Annotated in this window: 12 protein-coding genes and 1 riboswitch; of the genes, 7 read left to right on the plus strand and 5 right to left on the minus strand. The window is 43.0% G+C overall.

Features of this window, described 5'->3' with window-relative positions; genetic code table 11:
• The first annotated feature begins 23 nt into the window (after positions 1-23).
• The 4 genes from B9N89_RS12080 to B9N89_RS12095 all read left to right on the plus strand — a co-directional run bounded on the left by B9N89_RS12080 (position 24) and on the right by B9N89_RS12095 (position 4,272).
• Entirely contained in the window at positions 24-1,298 is a 1,275-nt protein-coding gene (locus tag B9N89_RS12080; RefSeq protein ID WP_132319035.1) for a BamA/TamA family outer membrane protein, read from the plus strand.
• Between the two features lie 115 nt (positions 1,299-1,413).
• A complete protein-coding gene (locus tag B9N89_RS12085) occupies positions 1,414-2,547 on the plus strand; it encodes a hypothetical protein (RefSeq protein WP_132319033.1) in 1,134 nt (377 codons plus the stop codon).
• 13 nt (positions 2,548-2,560) lie between these two features.
• Complete coding sequence (locus B9N89_RS12090; protein ID WP_132319031.1) at positions 2,561-3,739, plus strand: trans-sulfuration enzyme family protein; 1,179 nt, start codon at positions 2,561-2,563, stop codon at positions 3,737-3,739.
• A 194-nt stretch (positions 3,740-3,933) separates the two neighbouring features.
• Positions 3,934-4,272 (plus strand): hypothetical protein, encoded by a 339-nt coding sequence (locus tag B9N89_RS12095; RefSeq protein WP_132319029.1) that lies wholly within the window; start codon positions 3,934-3,936, stop codon positions 4,270-4,272.
• A gap of 10 nt (positions 4,273-4,282) precedes the next feature.
• On the opposite strand, the gene B9N89_RS12100 is transcribed toward B9N89_RS12095, so the two are convergent.
• Positions 4,283-5,449: a hypothetical protein gene (locus B9N89_RS12100; RefSeq protein ID WP_132319027.1), complete on the minus strand. Its 1,167-nt coding sequence runs from the start codon at positions 5,447-5,449 to the stop codon at positions 4,283-4,285.
• A gap of 91 nt (positions 5,450-5,540) precedes the next feature.
• Entirely contained in the window at positions 5,541-5,837 is a 297-nt protein-coding gene (locus B9N89_RS12105) for a hypothetical protein (protein ID WP_132319025.1), read from the minus strand.
• A 233-nt stretch (positions 5,838-6,070) separates the two neighbouring features.
• Here B9N89_RS12105 and B9N89_RS12110 point away from each other — a divergent pair, with 233 nt between their 5' ends.
• The gene (locus tag B9N89_RS12110) at positions 6,071-6,499 is read left to right on the plus strand and encodes a PspC domain-containing protein (protein WP_132319023.1); all 429 of its coding nucleotides are present in this window, start codon (positions 6,071-6,073) and stop codon (positions 6,497-6,499) included.
• A gap of 65 nt (positions 6,500-6,564) precedes the next feature.
• Here B9N89_RS12110 and B9N89_RS12115 read toward each other — a convergent pair whose 3' ends face one another.
• Positions 6,565-6,975: a hypothetical protein gene (locus B9N89_RS12115; protein WP_132319021.1), complete on the minus strand. Its 411-nt coding sequence runs from the start codon at positions 6,973-6,975 to the stop codon at positions 6,565-6,567.
• Positions 6,976-7,205: 230 nt separating this feature from the next.
• Here B9N89_RS12115 and B9N89_RS12120 point away from each other — a divergent pair, with 230 nt between their 5' ends.
• Entirely contained in the window at positions 7,206-8,780 is a 1,575-nt protein-coding gene (locus tag B9N89_RS12120) for a hypothetical protein (protein WP_132319019.1), read from the plus strand.
• A gap of 45 nt (positions 8,781-8,825) precedes the next feature.
• Here the strand turns inward: B9N89_RS12120 and B9N89_RS31885 are convergent, their stop codons facing one another.
• A complete protein-coding gene (locus tag B9N89_RS31885; protein ID WP_234996098.1) occupies positions 8,826-9,545 on the minus strand; it encodes a nitrogen regulation protein NR(II) in 720 nt (239 codons plus the stop codon).
• On the opposite strand from B9N89_RS31885, the gene B9N89_RS31890 reads away from it, so the two are divergent.
• Positions 9,544-9,996: a hypothetical protein gene (locus B9N89_RS31890; RefSeq protein ID WP_165931708.1), complete on the plus strand. Its 453-nt coding sequence runs from the start codon at positions 9,544-9,546 to the stop codon at positions 9,994-9,996. The genes B9N89_RS31885 and B9N89_RS31890 overlap by 2 nt on opposite strands.
• A 103-nt stretch (positions 9,997-10,099) precedes the next feature.
• On the opposite strand, the gene B9N89_RS12130 is transcribed toward B9N89_RS31890, so the two are convergent.
• Positions 10,100-13,003, minus strand: a complete 2,904-nt coding sequence (locus B9N89_RS12130; protein ID WP_132319016.1) for a 7TM diverse intracellular signaling domain-containing protein — start codon at positions 13,001-13,003, stop codon at positions 10,100-10,102.
• Between the two features lie 244 nt (positions 13,004-13,247).
• Positions 13,248-13,356: riboswitch (cobalamin riboswitch) on the minus strand.
• Positions 13,357-13,412: the final 56 nt, after the last annotated feature.

A 13,412-nucleotide genomic window follows, 5' to 3' on the forward strand; every position in this document is an offset into this window, starting at 1 on the left:
GCAACTAGACGAAGGGAGGAGTGATGAAGCTCATTCGGTGCTTGCTAGCTACCATGATCTTGCTAGGCAGTGTTAACGCTCAGGGCCAAACCGTCCGTGTTGATTGGATCGAAGTTGTTGGCTTAAGAAAAACTAGCGATCGAGTGATCCTACAGCTTCTCGAACTTGAAATCGGTGCGAGGGTTGACACTGTCGATATAGAGCGTGGGGTGAGGCGGATAAGAAACACGCGCTTATTCACGGATGTTCAGTACCGCCTTGAAGAGCGTGGCGATGAACGAGTTTTGATCGTTCATGCAAAGGATCGTTGGACGACAATTCCCATTGCTAAATTCAATTCTGGAGGTGGCGTTCAGCAGTTGATTCTTGGTGTTTACGACCCCAATATTGCTGGGTCGTATCTAGAAGCAGGAGCGCAGTTGGAACGTCTCGAAGATATGAATTCGGGGGTGATATGGTTCAAGGCACCGCATCTGATGGGGAGTCGCTTTAGTCTTAATCTTCAGCTCTGGAACACCAATCGGATGAGAACGTTCTATGATCAAAAATCTTCAGGTCCAGAAGAAATTGATGGCTATCTCCAAACTCGAAAACAATTGGTAATCATCTTATCCCATGAGGTTTCAGAGTATCTGTCGTGGACCGCGGGGGTCGAAAGGCATCAGGATTTTTTCTCGTTGGACTATGTTACTGATGAAGTTATCGTCGCGAGAGGCGCCGCACCACTGCCGCAGAATACTGATCTAGCGAAGTTCAGTCTTGGCCTCCAATTGGGCCGTATGGACTATGGGGAATATCTGGTAGATGGCCTGCAGGCAAACATAGATTCAAGCATATTCGAGGGAACTTCGAGTGATCGTAATAAGTTTGTTCAGATGGAACTTGGATTACACTATAGCAAGACAATTTCTGGCCAACATACCTTCGCGCAACGTTTCTTATGGGGTCGGACAGACGCTCAAGACCAGCAGTATCGCTTCTACTTGGGAGGTCTTGATCGTATTCGTGGTTTTGTAGACAATCGGTTTAGTAGTGATAACTTTTGGCTCAGCAATACTGAGTTCCGCTATCTGACGGCTCGATGGACTCATATTCTTCTCCAAGGAACGGTGTTTACTGATATTTTGAGTACCGCGGAGGGGGGCGAAGGTGATGGAGTAACTGCGGCAAGCGCAGGGTTTGGACTTCGCTTTATTGCACCTCGTATTTATCGATTCGTCGGTCGTATCGATTACGCTGCGACCCTCCGCAAGACGGACGAACAGCATGTCAGCTTTGGTGTTCAGCAATTTTTTTAGCATGAGTTGATGTTGCCTCTTTCTTAGCCACGGTTTGAATCCATCGTTGACAAGTGAAGATCAAATACACAAATATATGGTGATTTATTCATATGATAGTGAAGGAGAAGCATTCATGGCGCGGACTCAGTCGATGACTCATGGATCTCAAGCAAACCTATGGCTACAATCGCGATCCTTTGACTTAATATTTGTTACAGGCGGTGCAATATTCACTCTGCTTGTAGCAGCACTTGCGTTTCAAACGCCGCGGCTGCTACCCATTTTCTTCTGGATGTGGATCGTATTATTTGAAGGTTCTCATTTCTGGGCGACCTTGAGTCGAACTTACTTTGATCGTGACTTTCGGTCGAAGCATAAGCCGTTGTTGTGGGGTAGCATGTTGTTTTTCGCATTGCCATTAGCTTGTGTGATTGTTGATCAGTACCAGCAGCAAGTGTCTACCATGTTGCTTTACGGTTTCTTTATTTTTACCTGGTCCTTATTCCATAATTTACGTCAGCACTACGGATTTCTTAGTATCTATGGCCGCAAGGCCGGAGTCAGCGAGTTTGATCGGGATCGTCTGAAGCAGGTGCTCTATCTAGGTGTCGGTGCCTGCCAGGCCTACTTCTTACTTAATTTTAAGATGCCAGGTGTATTTAGCCTCAATGGCCTTCAAGATCCCAACTGGATGTTTCTTAGCTCAGTATTGCCATTGGTCTTGTTCGCCCTAGCTGTAATTTGGTTTGCTTTGCAGGTTTGGGAGCATCGTCATCGCTATGGTCCCAAGCTTTGGCCCTCGGCATACTATATTGGTATCTGCCTTGTTTTTTACGGAATCATGTTTTTCTATATTGCGCCCCAAGATCGTTTCGTGCAAAGCCTCGGTGGTGGCGAAACACTGATGCTGATAGCTATTATGAACTCACTTTTCCACAATATTCAGTATCATGCTATCGTTTGGTACTACGGTCAGAAACGGTATCAAGATCCTCATGGCAGTGAAAAATTTGGCACCGCAAAGCTACTTAACGGTCAAACCCTTAATTATTTGGTCTTCGCCTTGCTCGCGGGAGCAATCTTTGGCACCATCACTTGGTTTGTAGGAGACTGGCCGGATTGGAGTGGGTCTTGGGATCAAGTGGGCGCCCACTCCTGGGCCTACGTTGTTTTCTTTGGTATCATTGGCCATCATTTTTTTATGGATCAAAAGATTTGGCGACCTAGTAAGCAAAAGGATTTGAAGTCATATCTTAAAGTTCAGTAAGGCAGGAGGGGCTGTGAACGAAATTAAGAGTGAGCCATTGAGTCTATCCACTCAAGCTGCACAGGCATTGGGCTGGGTAGAGCCTGGGTTTGGTGGCATTGTCCCTCCTATCTATATGGCATCGTCTTACGAGCGAGATGAGACAGGTCGCTATCCGGGAAATCACTCTTATACTCGCGATCAGAACCCTAGCTTTGATCAGGCAGAAGCATTGTTAGCTAGCATGGAGGGTGGAAGTGCCTGTATGCTGTTTGCCTCTGGTATGGCTGCAGCTACTTCGATTTTCGAAGTCTTAGCTCCAAGTGCTCATGTGGTCATCCCAAAGAAGATGTATTTTGCGATTCGTATGTGGTTGCAACGTTTGGCTGCCAAGGGAAGGATTCGCCTCAGCCAAGTGGATCATCATGATCTCGAAGGATTGACCCAACTTATGGAGATTGATCCGTTTGATCTTATGTGGATCGAAACTCCAGCGAATCCTAGTTCTGAAATCATTGATATTAGAGCTTGGACAGAAGTTGCTCATCAAGGTGGGGCTAAGGTCGTTGCTGATAACACTCTCGCGACTCCTGTGCTAACGCGACCTTTGGACTATGGAGTAGACCTGGTCATGCACTCTGCCTCGAAGCAGTTAAACGGTCATGGTGATGTTGTTGCAGGTGCTTTGGTCACAGCTAAGCAAGACAAATTTTGGGAAGACCTTCAATTCGAACGCGGATATCGAGGAGCTATTGTAAGCCCGACCGCTTCCTGGCTCTTGCTAAGGGGCATGCGAACCTTACATCTTCGGGTGCCTGCAAGTGCTGCCTCAGCCTTGCGTATTGCAAATTTTTTAGAAGCTCAATCTATGGTAGAGTCTGTTCTATACCCCGGCTTAGAAAGTCACCCTGAGCATTACTTGGCAAAACAACAAATGCAAGAGGGCTTTGGGTACGTTGTTACGTTCGCGCTACGGGGAGGCGAGAAAGAAGCTCGGCATTTTATTTCAAACCTGAAGCTGTTTAAGAATGCTTCTAGCTTAGGTAGTGTTGAGAGTCAGGCTGAGTTGCGTGCCTTAACCGAAGGTGAGGCCTCTATTATCAAGTCAAACCTCATTCGGCTTTCAGTAGGAATAGAAAGTTGTGATGACCTGATCCATGATCTAGAGCGCGCATTTTTTTCTTCATCAGATCGCTGTCATGGATCTAAGTAAGCAATAAAAACGACATATCTAGAAGTGTGAGGCGTCCGCAAGCGATGGCGGAATACTAGCCTCGTTTAGGGCTCACTCATAAGTAGCTGGAACTCGGTTCTGGTTTTTCTTGGAACGTGCCTTGCTTCTGAAACTTTTGATTGTTGGAACGGATGCCCATAAGCTGATTTTTGATTTTGTAAAGGAACATGCCCATGAGACAGCTTCTAATTCTCTTTGCTTTTTTCATGACTTCAAACCAGGTGATTGCCTTGGAGTGTCAAAAGGTTGGCAAAAACTATATTTGCGATCCTAATCTAAACGCTAATGCTATAAAGTGTACGGATTTGGAGGTTGCAGCCTGCTCAAGCTCGTTTGAGGCACATGGTTTACAATGTCGCGTTGCTGATGACTCTACGGGAGAGTACTGCACAGATATATTCCTAGTTGAAGCTGGCGAATGCTCCTTGATCAAAACTCGTGAACGATGTGAGGATGCTCGCTCCCTTTACCGGGTCGACTGTCAGTGGCGGGCGGGGGTATGTGAAGGCTGATCTCGACTGTTTAGGACGCTTGAAATAGCTTTGCTTCGCAAAGCTGCTTAAGATCCAAAGCCTTGGGGTTCTTGGGATCATATTTTAGAGTTGAGTCTGCATAGTGAAGGCAGGCCTTCCAATCCTCGGCCCGTTTGTAAGCGAGCGAGATATTGAGAAGGATCTTATATCGCTTGGATGCATCGATATGGCGATAGACCTTCTTGTATATAGCGATGGCTTCACGGTACTTTCCCTCACGAGACAGCTGATTGGCTGTCTCGTTTAGCATTCGCATCTCTTCCAGAGTCGGTTTCTTGAGGCCGCCCAGTTTTCTTTTTAAGTCTTCAAAGTTGCGATAGTTGAGGACCGATGTTTTCAAGCTTTTGTCAACATTAGGCAGGCCTTTGAACTGAGACTTGCGTAAGGTTTTATCGTCGTTTGGGACTCCCTTGAACTTAGAGCGCTCTCGTTTTTTTTCTTCCTCTTCCTTAAGGTAGTTGACTTTACCTTGCTTGATTTTATTGAAGAGCTTGTAGTTTAGATAGTACTCCATCGGGAGTTCGTCTTTCATGTCTTCGAACTCCTTGAGGAGTTCGATCACAGGAAAGTATTTTTGATGGGTAAGAAATAGGTTTTTTAAGATTTCAAAAGCAGTTCGACGATTGTTTTTCTTCATGTAGAGAACACCGCGCATATAGACGCTGTTCAAATCAGAAGAGATGGCTTCAATCTTTGATGGTTCAACCACATAGACGCCGTTTAATATATCTTGCCAGATCGGGTAGAGTTCCTGCTCGGGCATATCGACGAGAGCCTCCTCATCGAACACCTCTTCTAAATGGGTTTTCAGATTTTCTTCACTGTAAAGATGAGTGTAGAGGAAGTGGTCTTTTAAAATGTTTTTCGCAGTACTGAGGTCATTATCGCGAATATAGACCTGATCGTGAAACGGAGCATAGGATTGATTGAGGCGAATCAACCTACGGCTGAGATCATCTTCGCTAATGTCAGTCATATTAAAATAAAGAATGATTTTAAGGATCACTTCTTTCTTGAATATATGATCATCGTATTGTCGATAAGACGATACCGAGGTGCTGGCTCGGCTATGTTTATCGAGAAACGATTGCATGGAGCTCTCGAACGCGGAGTCTTTCTCATCAGAAAGATTTAAAATTAGAATCGTACCTTCCATTGTCTACCTCACGCAACTTCTATCGGTAGACCGGGAATTTTCCCAAGGAAGCTGTATTTATTCATATGGTTTCGATGTCTTAGGGCTTGATCTAGGTCTTGAATTCTTTTTTCAACGCTTGCATCTCCTTTATTTTAGCATCAAGTAAGCCTTCTAAGGCTTGTCTGAAATAAACTTCAAGGTCCTGGTCTGAGCTCCCTGAGTTTGAAATGATGCGGTCGTACAGTGAGCGAGTATCTTCGCTGACACTCAAGGTAATCTTATGATCGCTGAGGTAGTCATCAATCAGGTCGCGAACGAGACCGCTGAGGTTTAACCCCTTTTGGTTCAATGCTTCATACTGGTCGTCGCGGACGAGAAGGCTGATTCGCTTGAGAGATTTATCCAATGGCTAGGCCTTTCTTTTAGGTAGACTTCAGCTAGCCGTTTAACTAGCAATGATGATTGGGCAATTAAAAGATTACACAGTTAAGCATCAATATACACAAAAACAACTAAACTTTTCAAGATGCATACCGATACATATCTATGTATACTGGTGTTGACATTTAAATTAATCTACAATATTAGTATATATGACAAACTTGATAATAACCAGATGATCTAAAAATAGGAAGAAACATGGAATATCAAACGATTACAGTAAGCCCCGAAATTGATAGGCATAAGTGGGTTCGGTCCTCAGATGGCATTTTAGCGGGTGTATCCGGCGGAATTGCGAAGTCATTTGGAATCGATCCCTGGATCGTCAGGCTTGTTTGGGCAGTAGCCTTTTTGGCCTTTGGAACTGGTTTGTTTGCATATGTTCTTTTGGCTGTCAGCTTGCCCAGGGAAGATCGGCTTGCGGAAGCCTATGAGGGGCGGCTTCTTGGGGTATGTGCTCGGGTAGCTTCACGGCTGAACCTCGAAGTTGGACTAGCTCGGTTCTTTGCGCTTCTTCTAGCAATCATGTCCTTCGGGGTGACTCTCGTTGGCTATCTCATCCTACACTTCGTTCTAGAAAATCAGAATTCATACCGAGGTAAAGTTACAAACTCATGGCAAAAGTAGGGTAAAAGGGAGACTTGGTCTCTCTTTTCTTGGTTTCTGAAACAACTTGAGGCTGCGGTCAGTCATTAGTTGAGTAGATAGTCTAGCGTGAAAGCTGCTTGGTCTCGACCTTTTTCGAAGAACTTGAAGTCTTGAATCCCTACTTGATCTAGAATCAAAGCCACTTGGTCCTTACTTGGAGACTCCGCAAGACAACATAATTCCAGCATGACTTTGTCGAGCCGCTGATATAAAAACTCTAGCTTCTGGGTGTATGCTTTTGCCTTGATAGAGTTGCCGTGAAACGTCATATAATCTAGTAGGTGCTTCGCAATCATCCAGGTATTATTTACAACACCACGATAGCTCAAAGTTCCGCTTTCACCAGAGTTGGTAATGGTTGCTCGACCAAGGCTAAATAATAGCAGTTCTAGATGAGAAGTGTTCACATCCGATGGCTGTGGTGTTGTACTAGGGCTGGGAACTAACCTAAGCATGTCAATCTCCTGGAATCAAAATCGTGCGACTTGTAGGCTGTACCCTTCTTTTCGGTCTCTCTTTGTTTGCATTTAGGTGAACTTTTAAGTAATTGATACTTAACTAAAATATGGATAGGTTCACAATTATGAGTGGGAGTTTTGAGTCTTTGGCGAGGTAAGAATTGCTTGGCTATGCTTCCCTAAGACTTGTTAGAATATAAGCTGGCACCCCACGAATAAAGATTACTATGGATGACTTCGGACAACTTGTAAAAGTTGATGCACGTGCTTTGGAAACGCTCCAGATCGAAGCATCGTTTTCCTATAAGCTTCAGATTACTGGAAAGGACGGTCGGGTTATAAGCCCTCAGTCTTATAAAGTGGAATCGTTCTTCGTCTTGCCGAGTCAATTGCGTTCTTCTGCTAAAAACTACTCCATTGAAGATTTCTACCGTGATTTAAAGTCGTATTTTAGTTTTCGCTTTCCGAAGCTTTCGTTTAAGGAAATCATTGGAGAGGGGAGGGGGGAAGAGTCTTGTCCCCTTGTTCGAATCGAAAAATTCTTGATGGGCTATCAACGGGTCGGTCTAAATCATGATGAACGGGACTACCTGTTCCAGGAATCAAAGCTTTGGGCATGTGCGGTATACTATTTCACAGATCGAAAGGCTAGCAAACTCTATAAGCATCTTATGAAAAAAGAGTCCGAACCTGCCGCGGATATCTTGCTCCAAACTCTCGCTAGGCTGACTAAAGCTACGCAGAGGTGGTTTGACGTAAGGCATAGAATTCTAGTCTATGCTCCGGAAACGAAGCTTGAAGTTAAGCAGATCGATGAGTATCTCGTCATTGTCCTGAGGGACTTTCTCTTGAAAAGTTTGGATCGGCTTCAACGTGACATTCCCGATCCCTTTTTACTGAAGAAAATATCATCTCATTTAAGGCTTCTTCGGTGGTATAGCTCTAAGATGGGGCTATACTGGGTGGATGACTCTAGCAGTGACGATGAAAAACTAGAGTACTCCTACCATCGTGGTTTACTGAAGCGGGTGATTTGGTCGGCATTGTATATTGAAACGAGGACACAGCCGTTGTTTAAGCTGCGTCGGCAAATGGGGGCGATGTTTGCTGCAGCGGTGGCTGGTCTTTGGGCAGTCTTAGCAGAACTGATGATACGATCCTCAGATTCAAATTTTCGGTCCATCAGCACCAGTGGATTTATCTTTGCCACAGCACTTGTTTTGGCTTACGTTCTCAAGGATCGAATCAAAGAGCTTGGTAAGAATCGATTTAAAAGGGGCTTTTTACGTCGCCTGCCCGATGAGCAGAATGATATGATTTTTGATCAAGGATCTGCCTTACAAAAGAAGGTAAAGGTGGGGACCTACAGCGAATATGTTGATAAGCTCAATAGCTCTCAATTGCCAGATGATATTAAACGACAGCTAGCTCATCATATGGATGTGGCTGAGGGGCCAAGACCGGTTATTCGTTATACGAAGCAGATTGAAGTTCGAAAGAAACAGCTACTGAGGCTAAACCTCAAAGCTCGTGCGCTCTATGACTTCTTCCGGCTCAATCTCTCAGCCCTGATGTTCTTTGCAGAAGAAGGCAATGAACAGTGCCGGATTCCCACCCATGATCTGAAACTCACATGGACGAGGTTGCCAAAGATTTACAAGGCGGATCTTATTCTCAGAATCAGCGGTAAGACTAAAGCCAGTATGACTCCATGCTATCGCCATTATTTATTTACTCTCTCCAGGCATGGTATCCATCAAGTTGAGGAATTAGGGGCTCACGATGAAGATGTTCTTGATTGATGTTTTTGAATTTTTGAGTTAAAGGACCATCGGTCGATTTTAAGCTTACGATAGGCTTTCTTTTGAACTTACTCTCACCATTTCAGACCTATCAGAGTAGGATGTTAATTCAATTGAACTCTGCTCTGTAAGTTCATTCATCTTGTGTACAACCTCGACGACTCGTTCCATTGCTATACGAATTCCTGAAATCTGCTGCTGATTTAAGTTTCGACCATTTTGCATTTGTTTTAGATATCCGAGTACGATGGCTGCTGGGTTGTTGATTTCATGGTTGTATGTAGCGATGGTGGAATGAATGCCATTTAATTTTGCTTTTTGGGTGAGTAGATCTCGTCTTTGGTGCTCCAATGTTTTTTCAATTATGAATAATAAATACCTGTCGTTCAGTGGTCTGCATTGCGATTCGAATACCCTATTATCTTGGGTAGTAAATTCGAACTTTGAGCATAATATCCGTCGAAGATTGTAAGACTCTGTCTGATTAGAAACTATGGTGAAAACTTCAACTATACTCTTGCCGCTAGCTGAAATTCTAAAGTCGTGCTTAAACTTTTGATTGCAAGTAAGAACAATTCCCTTGTCATTTAGCTCTACGATCGAGCTTGGTTGAGAATCCTGAATCAATATGAGCTTATTGATAAGATCTTGCCGGAATGTCTCATAGATGCAGGCACAGACCCAGCTAACTGACAGCATAACAATACAATAGGTGAATCTCACCTGGCTGAGCTTAACAGGATCCAAAAGGTTGCTGGGTGTCATGTCTTCGAAGAAAAGATACACAATAGAGCAAGTAAATATAAGAAATAAAGTAAATACCGACGTTGCAGTGATTCCAATTAGAAAACTTGAAGCTACTGGAATTACATACATGAATAAGCAGATTGTTGCATCTGTCCCTCCTGAATTGAAGAGTCCTGATAGTAGGCAGATAATAAAGCCTATACATAAGAACCATCGAGGCCAAGTTGCTTCGGGTTTACGTAAACTTACAAGGCCTGAAAAACAAATGATTCCTAGACCGACGTTTAACATAGAATTTGTCATTAATGAAGGAGTCTCAATTGCGCCACGCAATGGTACAATGATAGCAAGAGTAAGAGATAGTACTAGGGTGAAAATCAATGAAAGCTTTGCCTTGAATGCAGTGTCAAAAGGTAGAAGATCTAACTTGAAGTTCCAATATCTCATGAACATTCCGTCAAATAAATGAAGTCATTTGCATATGATAGTTACTTGATTTCATGGCTCTCCGAAAGAGCAGATTTGAGTTTGATGATCTTAGTTCCTACATTATCGTTCTGAATAGAAGTAATTTAGAGTTGTGAAGGTTCGGTTTGCTGATTCTCGATTCTTTCGAAGTAGCGAAAGGGTAAATCGATCCTGATAAGGAAAGGAACGTGACCTTCATGAGTTCTTGAGTCGTGAGTTTCGATAAGGAGTGTGCCATCTACAAGTTCTAAAGCTTGTACAACAGCATCTAATCCGACACCTCTTCCAGACACCTCAGTGACTTTATTGGCTGTTGAAAAGCTATGACCAAGGATGAGATTCGCAATTTGATTTGTACTATAGGTATTGTTTGAATCAATGATTCCATGCTCCATTGCTTTTGAACAGATGGCTTTGATATCAAGTCCTCTGCCGTCATCTTCAACTATGATCGAGATTGTATCATCACAATTTTCTTGTGCAGTAATTCGTATGCGAGCTTTTGGGTCTTTGCGTTGGCGTATCCGTTCCAACGGTTCTTCAATACCATGATCTATTGCATTTCGAATGATATGGGTAAAGATGACTTTCATCGTACTCTTAATATCGTCTTTAATCACGTAGGAGTCATTCAGGAATGTGAGATGGGGTTTGGGTTTTCCTAGCCGATGACATAGCGCATCGAGGTGCTTTAGTTCAGCCTCCAGAAAAGTTTGAAAATTATCTCGGTATAGGAGTGTTAGGTGGCGCACGATATAGGCGCATTTTTCGCATCGAGGGTGATCTTGAAGAGGGGCTGAATTCAAGAATCTAACGAGGAAAGATAGTTTCTGCTTGGCCACAGTGACATTATCATGGTGCTCGCGTTTTAAAATGTTATAGTTTATGTGACGTAGCTCAGAGAACTGCTTCTTAAGGGCTTTGAAGCATGAATGGAACTCACTGGGTAATTGAAACTCAGATCTTTCTAGGGTGTTCTGAACGACGTCTTCTGCGTGGTGAATTGTACTTGATAGTTCTTTAAAATTGTATGCTCTGGTAATGCCTTTAAGAGTATGGAGGTCTCGATATACCTTTCTTAGGACTTTACTACCAAGGTTGCGATTCTTACTTATTTGGTATTGATCCAATCTAATGAAGCATTCAATGGATTTTAAACCTTGATGAAGAAATTCAAGAAATTCATGAAATCGCCGGACATCTGTGTCAAGGATATTTGAAATAGTTTTCATCTCTCTAGTGTGTTTAAAACTTGCGTCCTTTAGCTTCTTAACTTCAGTAAAGTCTTTAAACGTTAGTAAGATTCGATTGGTGATGTTCGCATTCTGGTCAATGATGGGAGACCAATCGAGAGAGAGTAGTAGCTTGTTATCATCTATCTGCAGCTCTAGTTCCTTTGGAAGTAGGTGAGCGTTCAGATCCCAAATATAGCCTTCTTCATTAAGACACGATCTAAATACGGCAATGATGGTTGATTTTTCATCTGAGGTGAGATTGGTATGATCAATAAATGCTTTGAAGATATCATCACCTGATAAGTCATCTCTTCCTAACAGCTGACTAGCATAGGTTGAAAAGTCACTCGTGATCGTGAATCTTTGACCATCAAACGCAATTGGCAGAATACCTTCATTAATGGTTTCTAATATCGAACGTATATCGCCAGTTTTCTCGGCGACTAGCTTGTCAAGGTTTTTGATGGAGTTTTCTCGCTCTGCAAGTAGAAGTTCCTGAGTATGTATCTTCTCTAGTTCCAGATCAAGCAGGTTTAATTGTAATTGAGACTGCGCTTCTAAGGACTGTTGCCTCTCAAGGTTAACCAAAGCCATTCGATCCGCAAGAGCTAGGGAGAGTATAAGCAACATAAGTGCTGCGCCTACGAATTGGCCCCAAATCGTAAGATTGCTATGGGGAATGAACCCAGCTCCTCCAAGGATCACAGCCATATTGCCAAACATTACTATGGACCATGCATAGGAATAGTATCGAGCAGGACGGTAGGTTTTTGAACGCAAGATACCTACTATGATCATGACGATCGAGTAGATTAGACTCATGAATACGCTAACTTTAATTGCAGCGATGTCCCAGAAAAGGTGGTTCGCAATATTTAGCGACAATATAAGAATGATTAGAAAGAATGTTTTGCATACTTGTGGGAATGATGTTCTTAGACTTAAGAAGAGGATAGAGAATGTGCTAGCAGCGATCCCACACAAGTCAACTAGTATATTCATTCCTTGATTCATAGCCCATATAAATTTACCTGTTCTGAATATATACTGCTGGAGAAGGCCCTGATAGTTTAAGGAGAATAGAATATAGAGAAAGATGCAAAACGAATAGGCGAAATAAGTCTTGCTCCTAAATTTTACGCAGATAAAGAAGTTATAGATCAGCATCGCTATACAACAGCCAAACAGGCCTCCTAAGAAGATAGACTCATGGAGTTTATGTTTGATGAAACTTTGTGGACTCCATATACGGATTGCAAACTGAGCAGAGCTTGATGTCCAGAGCTTAAAGTAATACGTGGACATGCCGGTTGGAACTGCTATTTTATAGACAGGGTAGCGATAGTCCAATTCACGTTCTATGAAAGGTACTTTGTCGCCGTAAGTTCTTTCTTGAAACGTCCCGTTTTCAAGTTCATACAATGTTAGATAGTCCGTTGGTGCATATTGGTTCACAAGGTAGAGTGACATAGGTTTATTGCTTCTATTAGCAATAGAAAACTTCGCCCAGTATACGGCTTGATTTCCATATCCCATAGTTGGGATGGTCTGTTGACTCCTTATAAAACCGTGATCGAGTTGACCAGAGGCTATAGTTTCAATAGTGTGTTGCCTCTTGCTGTCTTCAAGGATTACCAGGTTTTTACCAATTTCGAGCCCTTCTATCTCATGATTATCGATAGAAATTGGTTCTAGCTCTGCTGAATAGGCCCTTTTGTCTAAGTTAGAATAGATGCAAAGAAAGAATAGGACCAGATAGCCTTGTTTTCTCATTACAATTGATCCGAAGTATAGACTCTAAATGCAAACAATCATGACTATATATTAGAGATCCATCATGACAATGGGTGTGTTGAACCTAGTGAGATTGGCTCATCGAGTTTGTTAAGATTGTGATGCGGATATTGGATCTTGTTGATCTCCTCAAGTTCAACATCCGATGGACCAGGTAATCCTTACAAGGTTGCCTAGCAATGGAGTCTCGTGCAATTCTGAGAACAGATTGAAATACCTCCTCGGGTTTAAAAACGCGCATGCAAAGATCTGGCTCGACCATAAGGTCATACAGTTGCGGGACAGCGTCGGATTCTCACCGGACTTCATTTACATGCACTTATCTTGCCTAGGATCCGTGGATCGGCAATGTAGGACAATTGATATTCGTTATCAATATAATATAGAT

The sequence above is a fragment of the Pseudobacteriovorax antillogorgiicola genome, assembly GCF_900177345.1.
GTDB lineage: Bacteria > Bdellovibrionota_B > Oligoflexia > Oligoflexales > Oligoflexaceae > Pseudobacteriovorax > Pseudobacteriovorax antillogorgiicola.

Bases quoted from the DNA above. Each gene is read 5' to 3' on its own strand.
- B9N89_RS12130 (WP_132319016.1), bottom strand. From the start codon at position 13,003: ATGAGAAAACAAGGCTATCTGGTCCTATTCTTTCTTTGCATCTATTCT.
- B9N89_RS31885 (WP_234996098.1), bottom strand. From the start codon at position 9,545: ATGACACCCAGCAACCTTTTGGATCCTGTTAAGCTCAGCCAGGTGAGA.
- B9N89_RS12085 (WP_132319033.1), top strand. From the start codon at position 1,414: ATGGCGCGGACTCAGTCGATGACTCATGGATCTCAAGCAAACCTATGG.
- B9N89_RS12100 (WP_132319027.1), bottom strand. From the start codon at position 5,449: ATGGAAGGTACGATTCTAATTTTAAATCTTTCTGATGAGAAAGACTCC.
- B9N89_RS12120 (WP_132319019.1), top strand. From the start codon at position 7,206: ATGGATGACTTCGGACAACTTGTAAAAGTTGATGCACGTGCTTTGGAA.
- B9N89_RS12115 (WP_132319021.1), bottom strand. From the start codon at position 6,975: ATGCTTAGGTTAGTTCCCAGCCCTAGTACAACACCACAGCCATCGGAT.
- B9N89_RS12095 (WP_132319029.1), top strand. From the start codon at position 3,934: ATGAGACAGCTTCTAATTCTCTTTGCTTTTTTCATGACTTCAAACCAG.
- B9N89_RS31890 (WP_165931708.1), top strand. From the start codon at position 9,544: ATGTCTTCGAAGAAAAGATACACAATAGAGCAAGTAAATATAAGAAAT.
- B9N89_RS12080 (WP_132319035.1), top strand. From the start codon at position 24: ATGAAGCTCATTCGGTGCTTGCTAGCTACCATGATCTTGCTAGGCAGT.
- B9N89_RS12110 (WP_132319023.1), top strand. From the start codon at position 6,071: ATGGAATATCAAACGATTACAGTAAGCCCCGAAATTGATAGGCATAAG.